This is a genomic window from Pannonibacter sp. Q-1, assembly GCF_054073275.1.
In genome coordinates this window covers 218,482-238,847 of sequence record NZ_JBSXNB010000004.1, presented here as the reverse complement: position 1 = coordinate 238,847, position 20,366 = coordinate 218,482, and the positions used below count along the sequence as shown (strand labels likewise).

Sequence of the window (20,366 nt, the reverse complement as noted above, 5' to 3'; positions counted from 1 at the left end):
CTTCGGTTCGCTGGTCATTTTCGTTGCCACCATCGCCGTCTGGGGCGAGGTGCTGTTCGCCGTGCACTGATCCTGCCATCTGATGCTGGCAAAGCGTTGCTCCGGCATCGGCAGTGAGGGAAAGACATGGCCGCGGACTTCTGCGGTCATCCAAAGAAAACAGGCGCTGCCATGGCGCATTTGCCGCTTCCTGCAGCCAGCAGGGCTCGACAGGGCAAGGGCTGAGCGTTCATGGTAGGGGACACAGTTTCAAGGGCTGGCGCTTGCGGGTGCCGGCTGCCGGCAGGCCGGTTTCCGGTTGCCTGAAAGTGAAGTCCCATGTCTGTAAATCCCGGTTTCGTTCACCTGCGCGTCCATTCGGCCCTGTCGCTGCTGGAAGGCGCGCTGCCGATCAAGAAGCTGCTCGACCTGGCCAAGGCCGACGCGCAGCCGGCGCTGGCGATCACCGACACGGGCAACCTGTTCGGTGCGCAGGAGTTCGCCGGCAAGGCCTGGGGCTCCGGTATTCAGCCCATCATCGGCTGCCAGATTTCCGTCGCCTTTGACGAGGAGGGCGGCGATGACCGCCGGGGTGATCCGGCGCTGTTTGACGTCGTTCTGCTGGCGATGAGCGAACGCGGCTACGGCAACCTGATGGAGCTGACGAGCCGGGCCTTCCTCGACACGCCCACGGGCCAGCTGCCGCATGTGCCGCAGGCCTATCTCGAATCGCATGCGGAAGGGATCATTCTCCTGACCGGCGGCGCGAGAGGCCCCATCGGCAAGGCGCTGCTGACCGGCAACCGCACGCTGGCGCAGGCGCGGCTTTCCCGGCTGGCGAAATCCTTCGACGGGCGCTGCTACGTGGAGCTTCAGCGCCACGGCATGGCCGACGAACGGCGCACGGAAGCCGGCTTCATCGATCTGGCCTATGACATGGGCCTGCCGCTGGTCGCCACCAACGAGGCATTCTTCCCCAAGCGCGAGGACTATGAAGCCCATGACGCGCTGATCGCCATTTCCGAAGGCCGGGTGATCTCGGACGAGGAACGCCGCCGCCTGACGCCGGAGCATTATTTCAAGTCCCGGCAGGAGATGATCGAGCTGTTTGCCGATCTGCCGGAGGCGGTGGAGAACACCGTCGAGATTGCGCTGCGCTGCCATTACCGGCCGCTGAAGCGCAACCCCATCCTGCCACGCTTTGCCGGGGCTGATGCAGACCCGGAGGAGGCCGAACAGGCCGAGTCGGCCGAATTGAAGCGCCAGTCCCGCGAAGGCCTTGCCGAGCGCCTGCGCGTCCATGGCCTTGCTGATGGGCTGACGGAAAAGGACTACTGGGACCGGCTCGAATTCGAGCTGTCGATCATCGAGCGGATGAAGTTCCCCGGCTACTTCCTCATCGTGGCCGACTTCATCAAATGGGCCAAGGCGCATGACATTCCGGTGGGGCCGGGCCGTGGTTCGGGTGCAGGCTCGCTGGTGGCCTGGGCGCTGACCATCACCGACCTCGACCCCATGCGCTTCTCGCTGCTGTTCGAGCGCTTCCTCAACCCGGAACGTGTGTCGATGCCGGACTTCGACATCGACTTCTGCCAGAACCGGCGCGAAGAAGTGATCCGCTATGTGCAGGAGAAATATGGCCGCAGCCAGGTGGCGCAGATCATCACCTTCGGTTCGCTGCAGGCCCGCGCCGTGCTGCGTGACGTCGGGCGCGTCTTGCAGATGCCCTATGGCCAGGTGGACCGGCTGTGCAAGCTGGTGCCTGCCAATCCGGCGAACCCGGTAACGCTGGCGCAGGCCATCGCCGACGAGCCGCGCCTGCGCGAAGCGGCGCGCGAGGAAGAGGTGGTCGAGCGCCTTCTGGAAATGGCGCAGAAGCTGGAAGGGCTGTACCGCCACGCCTCCACCCACGCCGCCGGTGTGGTGATCGGCGACCGTCCGCTGGAACAGCTCGTCCCGCTCTACCGCGATCCGCGCTCCGACATGCCGGTGGCGCAGTTCAACATGAAGATGGTGGAAGAAGCCGGGCTGGTGAAGTTCGACTTCCTCGGCCTCAAGACGCTGACCGTCATCGACACGGCGCTGAAACTGATCGCGCGCAAGGGCATCCATATCAAGATCGAGGAAGTGCCGCTGGATGACGAGAAGACCTACCGTCTTCTGGCCGCCGGCGAAACGGTGGGCGTGTTCCAGCTGGAAAGCCAGGGCATGCGCCGCGCCATTGCGGGCATGAAGCCGGACCGTTTCGAGGACATCATTGCGCTGGTGGCGCTGTACCGTCCAGGCCCGATGGAGAACATCCCGGTCTATAACTCGGTCAAGCACGGCGAGCTGGAGCCCGATTACCTGCATCCGCTGCTGGAACCCATCCTGAAAGAGACGAACGGCATCATCGTCTATCAGGAGCAGGTGATGCAGATCGCCCAGGTGCTCTCCGGCTACTCGCTCGGCGAAGCTGACCTTCTGCGCCGCGCCATGGGCAAGAAGATTGCTGCCGAGATGGAGGTGCAGCGCGCCCGCTTCGTCGATGGTGCGGTGGAGCGCGGCGTCGACAAGGATCAGGCCGGCACGATCTTCGACCTTGTGGCCAAGTTCGCCAACTACGGCTTCAACAAGTCGCACGCGGCAGCCTATGCGCTCGTCTCCTATCATACGGCCTGGCTCAAGGCGAACCACCCGGTGGAGTTCATGGCCGCGTCCATGACGCTGGATCTGGGCAACACGGACAAGCTGGGCGACTTCCGGCAGGAAGCCCGGCGCATGCGGATCGAGGTGATGCCGCCGTCGATCAACCGCTCCATGGTGCATTTCGACGTGGACGAGGGCCGCATCGTCTATGCCATGGGCGCCATCAAGGGGGTGGGTGAGCAGGCGGTGCAGCATATCGTGGACGCACGCGGCGACCGGCCATTCCGCAATCTCAGCGACTTTGCCAGCCGCATTTCGCCGAAGTTCCTCAACAAGAGAACGCTGGAAAGCCTTGTCAACGCAGGGGCGTTTGACTGTATCGAGCCGAACCGCGCCCGCGTGTTCGAGGGCCTCGACCGCATCATGGGGCTGGCGCAGCGCACCGAGTCCAACGCAACCCTTGGCCAGAACGACATGTTCGGCGGGGCAGGGGTGGAGGAGGAGTTGCAGCTGCCGGAGGTGAACGGCTGGCTGCCGGGCGAGCGGCTGCAGCGCGAGCATGCGGCCATCGGCTTCTATCTGTCGTCTCATCCGCTCGATGAATATGCGCCGCTGCTGGAGCGCATGCGGGTGCAGATGTGGGCGCAGTTCTCCGAGGCCGTGAAGCGCGGTGCGTCGGCGGGGCGCCTTGCCGGAACCGTGATCTCCAAGCAGGAGCGCAAGACCAAGTCCGGCAATCGCATGGGCATCGTGCGCTTCTCTGATCCCACCGGCCAGTTCGAGGCACTGCTCTTCTCCGAAAAGCTCGCCCAGTTCCGCGATGTGCTGGAAGTCGGCAAGTCGATGGTGGTGCTGGTCAACGCCGACATGCGCGACGACGAGCCCTCCATCCGCATCGAGCAGGTGGATCCGGTGGAGGTGATGGCTGCCCGCGTGCAGAAGAGCCTGCGCGTCTTCCTGCGCGACCCGCGCCCGCTCAAGAGCCTGTCGCGCCACCTCGGCGTCAAGGGCGAGGGGGAGGTGAACGTGGTCGTGCTGCTGGACGAGGGCAAGCGCGAGGTGGAAGTCCGTCTTCCGGGCCGCTACCGCCTGTCGCCGGAAATCGCCGGTGCGCTGAAGGCCGTGCCGGGCGTCACGGACGTGCAACTGGCCTGATCCTGCACCGGAAAACGGCGGGCGAGGCTGTTAAATCCTGTCATTTACGCTTGTCATGGCGCGGATGCGCGCATATAAGGCGCCCATTCCACACACGGGGGAAGGCTTTGGCTTGTCCATTTGCCGTTCCGGTGTCTGCTTCAGCCTCAGGCTGCTGCTGCACGCTCCCCGTGGAGGTTCAACCGGAAAAATATGGAGTTCAGGGCCATGGCATTGCCCGATTTCACCATGCGTCAGCTGCTCGAAGCTGGTGTTCACTTTGGTCACCAGAAGCACCGCTGGAACCCGCGCATGGCGCCGTACATCTTCGGCGTTCGCAACGACATCCACATCATGGATCTCGGCCAGACCGTTCCGCTGCTGCACCAGGCTCTCAAGGCCGTCAGCGACACCGTTGCCAAGGGCGGCCGCGTGCTGATCGTCGGCACAAAGCGTCAGGCTCAGGAAGCTGTTGCCGAATCCGCACGCAACTGCGCGCAGTACTTCGTCAACGCCCGCTGGCTCGGCGGCATGCTGACCAACTGGAAGACCATTTCCGGTTCGATCCAGCGCCTGCGCAAGCTCGAAGAGACCCTGTCCACGGACACCTCGGGCCTGACCAAGAAGGAAAAGCTGTTCATGGACCGCGAGCGCGAGAAGCTCGAGCGGAACCTGGGCGGCATCAAGGACATGGGCGGCCTGCCGGATCTGATTTTCGTGATCGACACCAACCGTGAAGCCATCGCCATCCAGGAAGCCCGCCGTCTGGGCATCCCGGTCGCCGCTATCCTCGACTCGAACTGCTCGCCGGAAGGCATCACCTATCCGGTTCCGGGCAACGACGACGCCGGCCGTGCGATTGCGCTTTACTGCGACCTGATCGCCCGTGCAGCTCTCGACGGCATCTCCCGCGCCCAGGGTGGCATGGGCATCGACGTCGGTGCTTCCGAGTCCGCTCCGGTCGAGCCGGCTCTCGACGCTGAAGAAGAATCGGCTGACGCCTGATTCTGTTGCAGGTGCGGCGCCCGGCGCCGCACCTGTTCTGACCCTGGCAGCGGCCGCATGGCTGCGCCGTTTTGAGGTCAGGCGCGGCAATGCCGCTGACGGAGGCCCCTCTTGCGGGAACCGTCATAAAGGCGCGGTTGGCCATGGGCTAAACCGTGCGAAGCTTTAACTCCGATTCACGAGGCTACCATGAGCATTACCGCAGGAATGGTGAAGGATCTGCGCGAGAAGACCGGCGCAGGCATGATGGACTGCAAGGCTGCTCTGACCGAAACCAACGGTGACATGGAAGCAGCGATCGACTGGCTGCGTGCCAAGGGTCTCGCCAAGGCTGCCAAGAAGGCCGGCCGCGTGGCTGCTGAAGGCCTGGTTGGTGTTGCATCCAAGGGCACGACCGCTGCCGTCATCGAGCTGAACTCCGAAACCGACTTCGTGGCCCGTAACGACGGCTTCCAGGCTCTGGTGCGCGATGTCGCCGCCGTTGCCCTGACCGCAGGCGGTGATGTCGAGGCGATTTCCGCTGCCGGCTACCCGGGCTCCGACAAGTCCGTTGACGCGTCCATCAAGGATGCCATCGCCACCATCGGCGAGAACATGACCCTGCGCCGCGCAGCCGTCCTGTCCGTCAACGACGGCGTTGTCTCCACCTATGTCCACAGCGCCATTTCCGATGGCCTCGGCAAGATCGGCGTGCTCGTCGCGCTCGAGTCGGCCGGCGACAAGGACAAGCTGAACGCTCTGGGCCGCCAGATCGCCATGCACATTGCCGCCACCAGCCCGCTGTCGCTGAACGTCGACCAGCTGGACCCGGCCGTTGTGGAGCGTGAGCGCGCCGTGTTCATCGAGCAGGCCCGCGAATCCGGCAAGCCGGACAACATCATCGAGAAGATGGTCGAAGGCCGTATCCGCAAGTTCTACGAGGAAGTCACCCTCGTGAAGCAGGCTTTCGTCATCGACCCGGACAAGACCGTCGAGCAGGCTGTTGAGGCTCTCGGCAAGGAACTTGGCACCGCAGTCACGCTCTCCGGCTTCGTCCGCTTCGCTCTCGGCGAGGGGATCGAGAAGGAAGAGACGGACTTCGCGGCAGAGGTCGCCGCGGCGGCCGGCCACTAAGCCCAGAGGGCGCCGGATCAAACCGGCGCCTTTTTTTTGACAGCCCTTTTTTTCACGATCATTGAACCGGAAGGTATGCCCATGTCCAAACCGCTGCGCTGGCGCCGTGTGCTTCTGAAACTCTCGGGCGAGGCCCTGATGGGCAGCCAGTCCTTCGGCATCGATCCGGCAGTGGTCGAGCGGATCGCGCTTGAGATTGCCAGTGCGGTGAAGCTGGGTGCGCAGGTGGGTGTGGTGATCGGCGGCGGCAACATCTTCCGCGGCGTTGCTGTTGCGGCCAAGGGCGGCAACCGCGTCACGGGCGACCACATGGGCATGCTGGCGACGGTCATGAACAGCCTGACCGTGGCCGACGCCCTGCGCCGCCACGACATTCCGGCCCGCGTGCTTTCGGCCGTGCCGGTGCCCTCCATCTGCGAAACCTTCACCCAGCGCGGTGCCGAGCGCTACATGGAAGACGGCGACGTGATCGTCTTCGCCGGCGGCACGGGCAACCCGTTCTTCACCACCGATTCCGGCGCGGCGCTGCGTGCTGCCGAAATGAAGTGCGATGCCTTCCTGAAGGGCACGCAGGTGAACGGCATCTATTCGGAAGATCCGAAGATCAATCCGGATGCGGAGCGCTACACCGAACTGACCTATGAGGACGTGATCACCCGCAACCTCAAGGTCATGGACACGACGGCCATTGCGCTCGCCCGTGACAACAAGATCCCCGTGATCGTGTTCTCGATCCACACCCCCGGCGCTCTGGTGAGCGTTCTGGAAGAGCGCGGCCTCTACACGGTCGTCAGCTGATTTTCCGAAGGACGGGGGGCTTTTCCGGCCTTCCCGGTATCAGGAAAAGCAGAGTGGCGGAATGCGGCTTGCGCATCCGCCTGTCTCCTGCTTATTCAGGGGCTCTGCCTGAGTTGGTCTTGTCTTTCGGCGAGACTGTGCCATGTTTGCGCCGCGCCAGCAAAGCGTGAGCCAACGAAAAACAAAGCGAGGAAGTTATGCCGGTTGAAGGTGTCGATCTCAAAGATCTCGAGCGTCGTATGCAGGGCGCACTTGGTGTTCTGAAGACCGAACTTGCGGGCCTTCGCACCGGCCGTGCTTCCTCCAGCATGCTCGATGCCATCGTCGTCAACGCCTATGGCCAGTCCATGCCGATCAACCAGGTTGGCACCGTCTCCGTGCCGGAGCCGCGCATGGTCGCGATCCAGGTCTGGGACAAGGGCATGGTCAGCGCCGTCGAAAAGGCGATTCGCGAGTCGAGCCTTGGCCTCAACCCGGTGATCGATGGCCAGCTGCTGCGCCTGCCGATCCCGGAGCTGAACGCCGAGCGCCGCCAGGAGCTGATCAAGGTCGCGCACAAATATGCCGAGGCCGCCAAGGTCGCCATCCGTCACGTGCGCCGCGACGGCATGGACATCATCAAGAAGCTGGAGAAGGATGGCGGCATCAGCCAGGATGACGCCCGTGTTGCTTCCGATGACGTGCAGAAGCTGACCGACGCCCGCATTGCCGAGGCCGACAGCATGCTGGAAAAGAAGCAGCAGGAAATCTCCCAGGTCTGAGGATCTGAAAGGGGGCTGGTTCTGTGCCTGCCCCCGCCAGCCTGGAAGTGTGCCCCGGGGGACTTGATGACCAGCCGACCTGAAACTGGCTCCAGCGTGACAGGCCCCGCTCCCGGCGGTGCCGCCGCGCCGCGCCATGTCGCCATCATCATGGATGGCAATGGCCGCTGGGCTCAGGCACGCGGGCTGCCCCGCACCGAAGGGCACCGCCATGGGCTGGAAGCGCTGCGCAAGATCATCCGCCATGCGTCGTCGCGCGGCGTCGATTTCATCACGCTCTACAGTTTCTCCTCCGAAAACTGGCGCCGTCCACCCACCGAAGTCAGCTTTCTCATGTCGCTGCTGCGCCGTTTCGTACAGCGCGATCTGAGCGAACTGCACAAGGCCAATTGCCGGGTGCGCATCATCGGCGAGCGTGAAGGGCTGGATCCGGGCATCCGCAGCCTGCTTGAAGAGAGCGAGCGGGTGACGGCAGCCAACACCGGCATGACCGTTGTCATCGCCTTCAATTATGGCTCGCGCGATGAAATCACCCGTGCGGTGCGCAAGCTCACGCAGCGATATCTGGCGGAGGGGCGTGATCCTTCGGCCATTACCGATGCGGATATTTCGGCCAATCTCGATACGGCCGGTATCCCTGACCCTGATCTCATCATCCGCACCAGCGGCGAGCTGCGCCTGTCCAACTTCCTGATGTGGCAGGCGGCCTATGCCGAGTTCTATTTCACGCCGGTTCTGTGGCCCGATTTCGGGCCTGAGGAGTTTGACGCGGCGCTTGCTTCCTTCTGCGAGCGTGAGCGGCGCTTTGGCGGCGTGACCGCTACGGGATCCTGATCATGGCCGGGGGGGCAAATGGCAACAGCGGAACCGGCGGTCCGGCCGGGCCGATGGCGGACCTGAAGCTGCGGTTCATTTCCGCGCTGATTCTGGGGCCGCTTGTGCTTCTCATTGCCTGGCGGGGCGGCGAGGCATTCTTTGCGCTGGCGCTGCTTGGCTGCGCGCTGTTCCTGAAGGAGTGGCTGGCGATTGTCGGGGCGCGGCCGGCCGGACTGCCTGCACTGGCGGGCTTTGCTACGCTTCTGGCCGTCGCGGGGCTGATCTACACAGGGCATGAGCTGTGGGCCCTTGCTGCGCTGGCCGCTGGTGCGGGGCTTAGCATCTTGTCGGCCCGGGCCGGGAAGACTGGTTTCTGGACGGCTGAGGGCATTCTCTATTCCAGTCTCGCTCTCGGGGCGCTGATGCTGCTGCGCCGCGGCAGCGAGGGCGAGCTGCACATCTTCTTCCTGCTGGCGGTTGTCTGGGTGACCGATGTTGCGGCCTATTTCACCGGGCGCAAGCTGGGGGGCCCGAAGCTCTGGCCGCGCGTTTCGCCGAAGAAGACCTGGTCAGGCGCCATCGGCGGCCTTGTCTTCGGTGCGCTTGGCGGCCTCGGCGTTATTGCGGTTCTGGGGCAGGGCGGCACGCTTTCCTGGTTTGCCTTCGGTCTTGCGGTTTCGGCCGTATCGCAGGGAGGCGACCTGCTGGAATCGGCGATCAAGCGGCGCTTTGGTGTCAAGGATTCCGGGCGTCTCATTCCCGGCCATGGCGGTATCATGGACCGGATCGACGGGCTGGTGGCGGCTGCCATCTTCGCCGTGCTGTGCGGGCTGCTCTTCGGCGGCAGTCTGGCCGATCCGATGTCCGGCATCGGTTTTCAGTAAGTTCAAGAGCCTGGGTGGTTGGCTGTGGTGAGTGAGGCAGAGAAGGGCCGAGACGCTTCGGCAGGGCTTGAGGCAATGCTGGCAGGGCGGACTGCGCCGCTGCGGCTGGTCATTCTCGGGGCCACCGGCTCCATCGGCCGCAACACGCTCGATCTCGTTGCCCGCTATCCGCAGCATTTTGAAGTGGCGGCACTCGTGGCCGGTCAGGATGCGGCCGGGCTTGCGGAACTCGCCCGTCAGACCGGAGCCGGTTTTGCCGCTCTGGCCGATCCTTCAAAAGGCGAAGAGCTGGCCGCGTATCTTGCGGGAACTGGGATTGCCTGCGGTGCCGGTGAAGCTGGGGTCATTGAGGCGGCGCTTCGGCCCGCAGACATGGTGATGGCGGCCATCGTCGGTGCTGCCGGCTTGCGGCCTACCTTTGCAGCGCTTGAAGCGGGCCGCACCATCGCGCTGGCCAACAAGGAATGCCTCGTTTGCGCCGGGGACCTCTTCATGGCCGCCGCAGGGCGGGCAGGGGCAACGGTGCTGCCGGTCGATTCGGAGCATAATGCCATCTTCCAGGTGCTGGAGAGCCGCAATCTGGCGGAAGTGGAAAAGATCATCCTCACCGCTTCGGGCGGGCCGTTCCGCACCCTCTCCCTCTCCGAAATGGCGCATGTTTCGCCTCAACAGGCATTGAAACATCCCAACTGGAGCATGGGCAGCCGCATCACTATCGATAGCGCCACCCTGATGAACAAGGGACTGGAGGTTATCGAGGCCTCACATCTCTTCCCGCTGCGCCACGATCAGATCGAGGTTCTGGTGCATCCGCAATCGGCTATCCACGGAATGGTTCAATATACCGATGGCTCGCTGCTGGCGCAGCTGGGACCGGCCGACATGCGCACGCCCATCGCTCACTGCCTTGCCTGGCCCGCTCGCATGCCCGTGCCGGGGGCACGGCTCGACCTTGCAAAGCTCGGCTCGCTGACCTTCGAAGCTCCGGATATCAAGCGGTTTCCGGCGCTCGGTCTTGCACTGGATGCCATGCGGGCAGGGGGCTGCGCACCGGCTGCGCTGAACGCGGCGGACGAAGTGGCGGTTGCCGCATTCCTGTCCGGGCAGATCGGCTTTACGGGCATTGCCGGGCTGGTTGGGGCGGTGCTCGACAGGCTGGCGGCTGGGCAGGATCTGGCTCCGGCCGCAGACATCGATTCCATCCTGGCGCTTGATATGCAGGCGCGGGCGGTGGCTCACGAATTGCTGAACCGCTTTGCATTGACCTGACCGCCGCCAGGAGGGAGGTTTTCCCCGCCGCATTTGGCGCTCGGGACTAATTTCCGCCATACATCTGGCATCACCTTGGCTGGATGGCTATCTTCCGGGCAGGAAAGGGGCGAAACATGACCGCCCCGCTACCCGCGTCTTGCGCAAGTTCAGGATAGGTGAATGGATCTTCTCGCAGCCCTGTCGTCCCAGCCGGTGCTCACCCTGCCAGCCTTCCTGTTCGTGCTGACGGTTGTCGTTTTCTTTCATGAGCTTGGCCATTTTGCGGTGGCCCGCTGGTGTGGCGTGGACGTGGAGGCCTTCTCCATCGGCTTTGGCCGTGAGCTGATCGGCTTCAATGACCGCAAGGGCACACGCTGGAAACTCTGCCTCATACCGCTGGGCGGTTATGTGAAATTCTCCGGCGATGAGAATGCGGCCAGTGTGCCTGATCACGAAAAGGTGGCGGCCATGAGCGAGGAGCAGCGGGTAGGGGCTTTCATGGCCAAGCCTGTCTGGCAGCGTGCGGCCGTGGTTGCCGCCGGCCCGGTCGCCAATTTCATCCTCGCCATCGTCATCTTCGCCTTCATTTTCGGCGCTTTTGGCCGTGTGGTTTCAACGCCGCTGGTTGGCGAAGTGCAGCCGGAAAGTGCGGCTGCGGAGGCAGGGCTTCAGCCCGGAGATCTGATCACCGCGGTCAACGGCACTCCGATCGAGACCTTTGCCGAGTTGCAGCGCATCGTCAGCGTCAGTGCCGGTGTGCCGCTGCGGCTGGAGGTCGAGCGGCAGGGGCAATTGACGGACCTGACCGTGACGCCGCAGTTGCGCGAGCTGAAGGACGACTTCGGCAATGTGCAGCGTATCGGCCTTCTGGGGGTGTCGCGGACCGTGCAGGAAGGCGACCGGATCCAGAAAACTTATGGTCCTGCAGCTGCAGTGAAAGAGGGTGTTAACGAAACATGGTTCGTTATGGTGCGGACCGTGGAGTATATCGGCAAGGTCGTGCGCGGACGCGAACCGGCTGACCAGCTTGGCGGCCCGATCCGCATCGCGGAAGTGGCCGGTCAGGTGGCGACGCTTGGCTTCATTCCGCTGCTGCAGCTTGCCGCAGTGCTTTCGGTCAGCATTGGCCTGCTCAATCTGATGCCGGTGCCGATGCTGGATGGGGGACATCTGGTTTATTATGCTGCGGAAGCTGTCAGAGGGCGGCCGCTCAGTGAGAAAGCGCAGGAATTCGGCTTCCGCATCGGCCTCACGCTGGTGCTGATGCTCATGGTTTTTGCGACCTGGAATGACCTGTCACGTCTTGTTGGCCGCTGGCTGCCTGCGTGACATGCCCGCAACGCATTCAAATGAAATCTGTTTCGTGTGAATCGTGCGGTTGCGTATTCGGCAAAAGGATGTAAAACCAAGGCCGGATGCTGAGAATCTGACTATGATCCTTCGGGATCAGTTTTGTAAAAAAGGCATAGCTCGAATATGCAGCGACTGCGGAAAATCTCCCGCGCCGTGATTTTGTCGGCGCCGCTCCTTGTCACCGGCGGGATGCTGCCTGACCCGTTCGGGTCGTTCGTTTCCACTGCGGAGGCAGCCGTTGCGGGTTCCATCGTCGTGCGTGGCAACACGCGCATCGAGGCCGAAACCGTCGCGAGCTACATGACCATCAAGCGGGGGCAGCAGTATTCTGCGGCCGATATCGACGAATCGCTCAAGGCGCTGTTTGCGACGGGGCTGTTCGAAGATGTCCGCATCACGCAGCAGGGCGGCACTGTGGTCGTCACGGTTGTGGAAAACCCGGTCATCTCGCGTGTGTCCTTCGAGGGCAACAAGCGTCTGAGCGCGGAGACCCTCAAGGGCGTCGTGCGCACCACCGAGCGCTCCATGCTGAGCCGCAGCAGGGTGCAGAGCGACGTTCAGAACATTCTGGAAGCATACCGCCGCTCGGGCCGTTACCGCGCCTCGGTTGATCCCAAGACCATCGACCGTGGCAATGGCCGCGTCGATCTGGTGTTCGAGATCAATGAAGGCGAAAAGACCGGCGTCGAGCGCATCAGCTTCGTTGGTAACAAGAACTTCAGTGACCGCCGCCTGCGCGATGTGATCCGCACGCGCGAAAGCGGTCTGCTGAGCTGGCTGCGCAGCTCCGACACCTATGATCCGGACCGTCTTGCCGCGGATCAGGAGCTGCTGCGTCAGTACTATTATCAGAATGGTTATGCCGATTTCCGGATCATTGCTGCCAGTGCCGATCTCGATCGCGAGCAGAACGTCTTCTATGTGACCTTCACGATTGATGAAGGCGAGAAGTACCAGATCGGGAATGTGGAAGTTCAGAGCTCCCTGTCGTCGATCGACCCCGAGAGCCTGAAGTCCTACGTGCGTACAAGCTCTGGCGACACCTATAACTCCCGCCGTGTCGAGCAGTCTCTGGAAGACCTGACGATGCAGGTGTCCAGGGAAGGCTATGCCTTTGCCGAGGTGCGTCCGCGCGCCCTGCGCAACTACGAGACCAAGACGATTGATCTCGTCTACAACATCGAGGAAGGCCCGCGCGCCTATGTCGAGCGGATCAACATCCGCGGCAACGACCGGACGCGTGAATATGTCATCCGCCGCGAATTCGATCTGGCGGAAGGCGATGCCTTCAACCGTGTTCTCATGGACAAGGCCGAGCGCCGCCTGAAGAACCTTGGTTTCTTCAAGGAAGTGCGCATCACCACCGAGCGTGGCAGCTCGCCCGACCGCGTTGTCATCAACGTGGATGTGGAAGAGCAGGCAACCGGTGAAGTGTCGTTCGGTGTTGGTTACTCGACCACCGATGGCGTGATCGGCGATATCTCCATCAGCGAAAAGAACTTCCTCGGCCGCGGTCAGTATATCAAGCTTGGCGTTGGCGGTGGTGAGAGCACCCAGTCCTACGAGTTTGCTTTCCAGGAGCCGTTCTTCCTGGGCCGCCGTATTGCTCTGGATCTCGAAGCCTATCGCCGTGTTTCGAAGAACAATGACTACCGCAGCTATGATGAAGAGATCACCGGTGGTGGTTTTGGCTTCACCCTGCCGCTGCGTGAGGATGAGCTTTCTCTGAAGCTGTTCTACAACATTTACCAGACCAAGATTAAGGATCCGAAGAACCTTGCCACCAATCTGGCGACCTGTTCGAACAACTCGAACCTGTCTCCTGCGGTTTGCGATGCCCTTGGTACTTATCTGACGTCGCTGGCTGGTTACGCGCTGATCTACAACACGCTCGATAACAACCTGAACCCGTCGAACGGCCTTTACGGCAAGTTCCAGCAGGAATTCGCAGGTATCGGCGGTGACACGCAGTTCATGCGCTCGACCGTTGAAGGCCGCGCTTACCGGGAGATCTTCCCGGATGCCGGGATCGTCGGTAACGTCACGCTGCGTGCCGGTCATATCCAGGGCTTCGGCAGCAAGCGTCTGCGTATCTCCGATCAGTTCATGATGGGTGGTGAGCTGGTGCGCGGCTTCGAAAGCCAGGGCATCGGTCCGCGTGATGCGACGACGGGCGATGCCATCGGTGGCCGCTTCTACGTGGCTGGTACTGTGGAAGCGACCTTCCCGTTCCCGGTCATTCCGGAAGAGTTCGGCTTGAGCGGTGCCGTCTTTGCCGACGCCGGTTCGCTGTGGGATGCGGACAACAAGCTGGTTCAGGCTGTGGGCACCAACGGTGTGAACAGCAACAGCTTCAAGGTGCGCGCTTCGGTGGGTGCCGGTATCCGCTGGCAGTCGCCGTTCGGCCCGCTGCGCATGGACTTTGCCGTGCCGGTCGTCAAGGAAACAGGCGACAAGACCCAGGTGTTCCGTCTCGGTGGCGGCACCCGGTTCTGAGCCGGAGAAGCAGGAATTCAACGGCCGCCGCATCAAACGGCGGCCGTTTTCTTTTGTAGTCAGAACATCTTGCGGGAGACAGTTCATGTCCGATCCCATCTTCTTCCCGCCCATGGCCGAGCTGCCGCTTGAGCGGATCGTGGCCCTGTCCGGCGGCGAGCTTCAGCGCGGTGACCCGGCTCTTCTGATCAGCAAGGTGGCACCGCTTGAGGATGCGGAGCCGGGTGCGCTGGTTTTCTTCGACAATGTGAAGTACCTCGCTGAGCTCGGCAGCACACGGGCAAGTGCCTGCATCGTTGCGCCGAAGCATGTCGCCAAAGTGCCGGAGGAGGTGGCTGTCATCGTCTGCAAGGATCCGTACAGAGCCTGGGCGCTTGTGCTGGCGGGCCTGTTTCCTGCGGCCATGAAGCCTGAGCCCTTTTACGGCGAGACACGCATTTCAGAGCGGGCGACCGTGCATCCGGCAGCCGTCATTGAAGAGGGCGCCGTCATCGAGCCGGGCGCCGTCATCGGAGAAGGCGCCGAAGTTGGTGCGGGCTCCCATATTGGCCCCAATGCCGTCATCGGCTGCAATGTGCGTGTCGGCCGCGATTGCCGTATCGGTGCCAATGCCGTGCTGCAGCACGCCCTGCTTGGCAACCGGGTCATCCTTCATCCCGGCGTCTGTGTCGGGCAGGATGGTTTCGGTTATGCCATGGGTCTTGGCGGGCATCTGAAGGTGCCGCAGATCGGCCGTGTCATCATTCAGGACGACGTGGAGATCGGGGCAAACACCACAATTGACCGCGGTGCCAACCGTGACACGGTGATTGGTGAGGGCACCAAGATCGACAATCAGGTCCAGGTTGGCCACAACGTCGTTATCGGCCGCCACTGCGTGATCGTTTCGCAGGTCGGGCTTTCCGGAAGTTCGACCCTGGCCGACTATGTGGCCATTGGCGGACAGTCCGGTGTGGCCGGCCACGTGGAAATCGGCATGGGCGCGCAGATCGCTGCGGTCAGCGTCGTCAATGACGCGGTTCCGGCAGGCGGGCGCTATGGCGGCGTGCCCGCCAAACCGGTGAAACAGTGGTTCCGTGAAATCACGGCACTGAAAAAACTGGCAGAACGTGGATCTGACGCCTGACAGGCGCGTTCTACTGCGATAAACAGCAGCAAATGACAGTTTCCCTGCAAGAGGGCGATGGATATGGAAGAACAGAAGACAACGCTCAACGCTGCCGACATCATGCGCGTGATGGAGCTCCTGCCGCACCGCTATCCGTTCCTGATGATCGACAGGATCATCGAGATGAACGGTGATGAATCCTGCATCGGCATCAAGAATGTCACGATCAACGAGCCGCATTTCCAGGGGCATTTTCCGGCTCATCCGGTGATGCCGGGCGTTCTGCTGATCGAGGCGATGGCGCAGACGGCCGGTGCCCTGTGCGTCAACTCCCTGAGCACCGACGACACGCCGCAGCTCGTCTATCTCATGACCGTCGACAAGGCCAAGTTCCGCAAGCCGGTGATGCCGGGCGATCAGGTCGAATTCCATGTGAAGAAGATCCGTAACCGCCTGAACATCTGGAAATTTGAGGCGATTGCCAAGGTGGATGGCGCTAAGGTCGCTGAAGCTGAAATCAGCGCCATGATCGTCGACGCCTGAGGAAATCATGTCCCACATTCATCCCTCCGCAATCATTGAAGACGGTGCGTCTCTCGGTGACGGGGTTCGCATCGGGCCTTTCTGCCACGTGGGCAAGGATGTGGTGCTGGGCGATGGTGTCGAGCTGAAGTCGCATGTGGCCGTTGCCGGATCCACCCGGATCGGTGCGCGCACGGTCATCTTCCCCTTTGCCTCCATCGGCCATCAGGCCCAGGATCTCAAGTTCAAGGGCGAACACGCGACGCTGAGCGTCGGTGAGGACTGCATCATCCGGGAAGGCGTGACGATGAACGCCGGAACGGAAGGGGGCGGTTCTTCCACCACCATCGGCAACCGTTGCGCTTTCCTTGCGAACTCTCACGTCGGCCATGACAGCCATCTGGGGGATGGCTGCGTGCTGTCCAACAATGTGATGATTGCCGGCCACGTCGAAGTGGGCAGCCACGTCATTTTCGGCGGTGGATCGGCCGTCATCCAGTTCACCCGCATTGGCGACCACGCCTTTGTCGGTGGCTTGGCGGGCCTCGAGAATGATCTCATTCCCTATGGCATGGTCACCGGCAACCGGGCGCGGCTTGGCGGTCTCAATCTTGTCGGCCTGAAGCGGCGCAACTTCCCGCGTGAGCAGATCCACGCCCTGCGAGCCGCCTACCGCGAGCTGTTCGAGAGCGAGGAAGGCACGCTGCGTGACCGGGCGCAGAAGATTGCCGCCAGTATGACGGACCAGCCGCTGGTGAAGCAGGTGACGGATTTCATCCTCGTCGAGGGTGAGCGCCGGTTCTGCACGCCGCGTGGCCCTGCGGGCGATGCCTGACATGACTGCCGCCAGCGATGCCGGAAAGACCGGGGCCTCCACAGGATGTCTCGGCATCATCGCGGGTGGCGGCCGTCTGCCGGGGCTTATTCTGGCCGACCTGCAGGCCCGGGGCGAGCCCGTGCATCTTGTCGCCATCAAAGGCGAGGCCGAGCCGGAGCTTGCTGCCCAGGCCGATATCGAGCTGGGCTGGGGCCAGATCGGACAGCTGTTCAAGAGCCTCAAACAGGCACACTGCGACCGGGTGCTGCTGATTGGCGGCATCACCAAGAGGCCGGATTTCACCTCCGTCATGGGCGATCTTGGCACCATGCGCCGCCTGCCGGCCATCCTGAAGGCGATGATTGGCGGCGATGACAGTCTTCTGACCCGTGTGATCGGCATCTTTGAAGCGGAAGGCCTCAAGGCTGTCGGCGTGCGCGATGTGGCCCCTGCGCTGCTGGCGCGGGAAGGGCTGCTGGCAGGCAGGATGCCTGAAAGCGAAGCTCAGGTCGATATGGCACTGGCCTACAAGGCGGTGCAAAGGCTGGGTGAACTGGATATCGGCCAGGCCGCTGTCGCCATTGGCGGGCGTGTGATCGCGCTGGAAGGGGCCGAGGGCACCGATGCCATGCTGGCGCGCTGCGCCGAGCTGCGGCGCATCGGCCGGGTCAAGACCAAAGGCGCGGCAGGCGTCTTGGTGAAGGCGGCAAAGCCCGGGCAGGATCTGCGCGTGGATCTTCCCACAATAGGCCCGCGCACGGTCGAGCTTGCCAAGGCGGCAGGGCTTGCCGGCATTGCGGTGGAAGCGGGCCATGCGCTGGTGGCCGATGAAGCTGAGACCGCAGCGGCCGCCAAAGCGGGCGGACTGTTCCTCTTCGGCCTGACGCGAAACGGGAGCGATGCAGCATGAACACTGAGGTGATGGCCGGCAATCCGGCGCGTCCGCTGAAGGTGTTTCTGGTGGCTGGCGAGGAATCGGGCGATTCTCTTGGTGCCAATCTCATGGCCTCGCTGAAGCAGCTGCACGGCGGCGCAATTGTCTTTGAGGGCGTCGGCGGCGAGCGGATGGCGCATCAGGGGCTGGAGAGCCTCTTTCCGCTGTCCGACATTGCAGTGATGGGACTGACGGCGGTCTTGAAGCGTCTGCCCACCATCGTCCGGCGCGTCTATCAGGCTGTCGATGCGGCGATTGCGGCCAATCCGGATGTGCTGATCATCATCGACAGCCCGGATTTCACGCATAATGTCGCCAAGCGGGTGCGCAAGCGCGCGCCGCATATTCCCATTGTCGATTATGTGTCGCCCTCCGTCTGGGCCTGGCGTCCGGGCCGGGCGAAGAAGATGAGCGTCTATGTGGACCGGCTTCTGGCGCTGCTGCCGTTCGAACCGGCGGCCCACAAGCGCCTCGGCGGGCCGCCCACCTTCTACGTCGGTCATCCGCTGATCGAGAAGGCGGCTCTGCTGCGTCCGGCTGCAGGTGAGCGCAAGCCGGTGGGCGAGGGCGCTCCCGTGCTGCTGCTGCTGCCCGGCAGCCGCCGCAGCGAGGTGGACGCACTGCTGGATGACTTCGGCCAGATCCTGTTGCAGCTTGCCCCGCTTCACCCGGGGCTGGAAGTGCTGCTGCCGGCGGTGCCGCATCTGGCGGACCGCATCACGGAGCGGGTTGCCGGCTGGCCGTTGCCGCCGCAGATCATCCGGGGCGAAGCTGAGAAATTTGCAGCCTTCCGGCGTGCGCATGCGGCACTGGCAGCCTCCGGCACCGTGTCGCTGGAACTGGCAGCCTCCGGCGTTCCCATGGCGATCTGCTACCGGCTCGACTGGTTCTACCGCCGCCTGAAGCAGCTGCACAAGATCATGCCGATTGCCAGCGTCTCTTCCATGGTGCTGCCCAACATCATTCTGGAGCGCAACGTGGTGCCGGAATTCCTCGATGAGGAGGTCAATCCGGAGCGCCTTGTGCCCGTCATCTCGAAGCTGTTGAGCGATACGCCCGAGCGGCGCACGCAGGTGGACGCTTTCACGGCGCTCGATGGCATGATGCGCCTGCCGGATGGCCGCTCCCAGAGCGAGGCCGCGGCCCGGATCGTGCTGGATCTCCTCAAGTCGTAACACCAAGGCTTTCGATGCTGACGCATCACGCCTTGAGAATGCTCAAGCCTGCCTTCTCCCGATCTTGAGGCACATAGTAAAAAGGGCGCCGTCTGGCGCCCTTTCCGTATTTATCAGATCAGAAGATCTCAGCTGCGGTTGCCGAGCGGCACGTAGTCGCGCTGCGGAGCGCCGGTGTAGAGCTGGCGCGGACGGCCGATGCGCTGGGACGGATCTTCGATCATCTCGTTCCACTGTGCGATCCAGCCCACGGTGCGGGCGAGGGCGAAGAGCACGGTGAACATGGTGGTCGGGAAGCCGAGCGCACGCAGCGTGATGCCCGAGTAGAAGTCGACGTTCGGGTAGAGCTTCTTCTCGATGAAGTACGGATCGTTGAGGGCGATCTTTTCCAGCTCGAGGGCAACCTGCATCAGCGGGTCATCCGCATGGCCGGTGGCCTCCAGCACTTCGTACATGGTCTTCTGCATGATCTTGGCGCGCGGGTCGTAGTTCTTGTAGACCCGGTGGCCGAAGCCCATCAGACGGAACGGATCGTTCTTGTCCTTGGCGCGCTCGATATATTCGGGGATGCGGTCAACCGAGCCGATTTCCATCAGCATGTTGAGCGCGGCCTCGTTGGCGCCGCCGTGTGCCGGGCCCCAGAGGCAGGCAATGCCGGCCGCGATGCAGGCGAAGGGGTTGGCGCCCGACGAACCGGCAAGACGCACGGTCGAGGTCGAGGCGTTCTGCTCGTGGTCGGCGTGCAGGATGAAGATGCGGTCCATGGCGCGGGACAGGACCGGGTTGACCTTGTACTCCTCACAAGGCACGGCAAAGCACATGCGCAGGAAGTTGGAGGCGTAGTCGAGGTCGTTCTTCGGGTAAACGAAGGGCTGGCCGACGTGGTACTTGTAGGCCATCGCGGCGATCGTCGGCATTTTGGCGATCATGCGCAGCGAAGCGACCATGCGCTGGTGCGGATCGGTGATGTCGGTCGAGTCGTGATAGAAGGCGGAGAGGGCACCCACGGTGCCGACCATGACGGCCATCGGATGGGCGTCGCGGCGGTAGCCGGTGAAGAACCGGTTCATCTGCTCATGCACCATGGTGTGGTGCGTGACGCGGTAGTCGAAGTCCTTCTTCTGGGCGGCTGTCGGCAGCTCGCCATAGAGAAGCAGGTAGCAGACTTCCAGGAAGTCACCCTTCTCGGCCAGCTGCTCGATCGGGTAACCGCGGTGCAGAAGCACACCTTCGTCGCCATCGATGTAGGTAATCTTGGATTCGCACGATGCGGTCGAAGTGAAACCCGGATCGTAGGTGAACATGCCCGTCTCTTTGTAGAGAGTGGAGATGTCCACGACCGACGGTCCGATGGAGCCATCGAGAATCTTGAAATCGCTGGCCTTGCCGTCAACAGTCAGGTTGGCTTTCGTGTCGCCCATTCAGGTAACCCCTTCGTCTGGAACTGCCGGTGCATTCTGGCGTTGGGAGCGCCGCAGACCTTGACCGGTCTGCCTGATGCTTGCGCGGCGGTTGAAATAGCCCCGGATTGCGTAGCCCATTTGAGCGGGGGCCGCAAGCTGCATGCTGCGCTGCCCATGGCGCGAAAACGC

16 protein-coding genes are annotated in these 20,366 nt (G+C 62.9%); 15 read left to right on the top strand and 1 reads right to left on the bottom strand.

Annotated elements, in window-relative coordinates:
* Positions 1-318 precede the first annotated feature (318 nt).
* From dnaE to lpxB, 15 genes are all read left to right on the top strand, one after another.
* Positions 319-3,762, top strand: a complete 3,444-nt coding sequence (gene dnaE / locus ACVNHC_RS12605; protein WP_457167473.1) for a DNA polymerase III subunit alpha — start codon at positions 319-321, stop codon at positions 3,760-3,762.
* Positions 3,763-3,969: 207 nt separating this feature from the next.
* On the top strand, positions 3,970-4,746 hold the full coding sequence (gene rpsB / locus ACVNHC_RS12600; RefSeq protein WP_026355731.1) for a 30S ribosomal protein S2: 777 nt from the start codon (positions 3,970-3,972) through the stop codon (positions 4,744-4,746).
* Between the two features lie 189 nt (positions 4,747-4,935).
* On the top strand, positions 4,936-5,859 hold the full coding sequence (gene tsf, locus ACVNHC_RS12595; RefSeq protein ID WP_050473214.1) for a translation elongation factor Ts: 924 nt from the start codon (positions 4,936-4,938) through the stop codon (positions 5,857-5,859).
* 81 nt (positions 5,860-5,940) lie between these two features.
* Positions 5,941-6,657 (top strand): UMP kinase, encoded by a 717-nt coding sequence (gene pyrH / locus ACVNHC_RS12590; RefSeq protein WP_050473310.1) that lies wholly within the window; start codon positions 5,941-5,943, stop codon positions 6,655-6,657.
* Positions 6,658-6,854: 197 nt separating this feature from the next.
* Entirely contained in the window at positions 6,855-7,418 is a 564-nt protein-coding gene (frr, locus tag ACVNHC_RS12585) for a ribosome recycling factor (protein ID WP_050473215.1), read from the top strand.
* 66 nt (positions 7,419-7,484) lie between these two features.
* A complete protein-coding gene (locus tag ACVNHC_RS12580; protein ID WP_457167472.1) occupies positions 7,485-8,252 on the top strand; it encodes an isoprenyl transferase in 768 nt (255 codons plus the stop codon).
* A 2-nt stretch (positions 8,253-8,254) separates the two neighbouring features.
* A complete protein-coding gene (locus tag ACVNHC_RS12575) occupies positions 8,255-9,118 on the top strand; it encodes a phosphatidate cytidylyltransferase (RefSeq protein WP_457167471.1) in 864 nt (287 codons plus the stop codon).
* 75 nt (positions 9,119-9,193) lie between these two features.
* Positions 9,194-10,387, top strand: coding sequence for a 1-deoxy-D-xylulose-5-phosphate reductoisomerase (gene dxr / locus ACVNHC_RS12570; RefSeq protein ID WP_374629882.1), 1,194 nt, complete (start codon positions 9,194-9,196; stop codon positions 10,385-10,387).
* Between the two features lie 162 nt (positions 10,388-10,549).
* Positions 10,550-11,698 carry an RIP metalloprotease RseP gene (rseP, locus tag ACVNHC_RS12565; protein ID WP_457167470.1) on the top strand — a complete coding sequence of 383 codons (1,149 nt, stop codon included), beginning with the start codon at positions 10,550-10,552 and terminating at the stop codon, positions 11,696-11,698.
* Between the two features lie 147 nt (positions 11,699-11,845).
* Positions 11,846-14,218 carry an outer membrane protein assembly factor BamA gene (bamA, locus tag ACVNHC_RS12560; protein ID WP_058899705.1) on the top strand — a complete coding sequence of 791 codons (2,373 nt, stop codon included), beginning with the start codon at positions 11,846-11,848 and terminating at the stop codon, positions 14,216-14,218.
* Positions 14,219-14,303: 85 nt separating this feature from the next.
* Positions 14,304-15,344: a UDP-3-O-(3-hydroxymyristoyl)glucosamine N-acyltransferase gene (lpxD, locus tag ACVNHC_RS12555; protein ID WP_050473219.1), complete on the top strand. Its 1,041-nt coding sequence runs from the start codon at positions 14,304-14,306 to the stop codon at positions 15,342-15,344.
* 57 nt (positions 15,345-15,401) lie between these two features.
* Positions 15,402-15,869 (top strand): 3-hydroxyacyl-ACP dehydratase FabZ, encoded by a 468-nt coding sequence (fabZ, locus tag ACVNHC_RS12550; protein WP_208977450.1) that lies wholly within the window; start codon positions 15,402-15,404, stop codon positions 15,867-15,869.
* 7 nt (positions 15,870-15,876) lie between these two features.
* The gene (gene lpxA / locus ACVNHC_RS12545; protein WP_050473220.1) at positions 15,877-16,683 is read left to right on the top strand and encodes an acyl-ACP--UDP-N-acetylglucosamine O-acyltransferase; all 807 of its coding nucleotides are present in this window, start codon (positions 15,877-15,879) and stop codon (positions 16,681-16,683) included.
* 1 nt (position 16,684) lies between these two features.
* Positions 16,685-17,575, top strand: a complete 891-nt coding sequence (locus tag ACVNHC_RS12540; protein WP_457167469.1) for an LpxI family protein — start codon at positions 16,685-16,687, stop codon at positions 17,573-17,575.
* A complete protein-coding gene (lpxB, locus tag ACVNHC_RS12535; protein WP_019964642.1) occupies positions 17,572-18,774 on the top strand; it encodes a lipid-A-disaccharide synthase in 1,203 nt (400 codons plus the stop codon). Before ACVNHC_RS12540 ends, lpxB begins: the two co-directional genes overlap by 4 nt.
* A gap of 128 nt (positions 18,775-18,902) precedes the next feature.
* Here lpxB and gltA read toward each other — a convergent pair whose 3' ends face one another.
* A complete protein-coding gene (gene gltA, locus ACVNHC_RS12530) occupies positions 18,903-20,195 on the bottom strand; it encodes a citrate synthase (RefSeq protein ID WP_050473222.1) in 1,293 nt (430 codons plus the stop codon).
* Between the last annotated feature and the right edge of the window lie 171 nt (positions 20,196-20,366).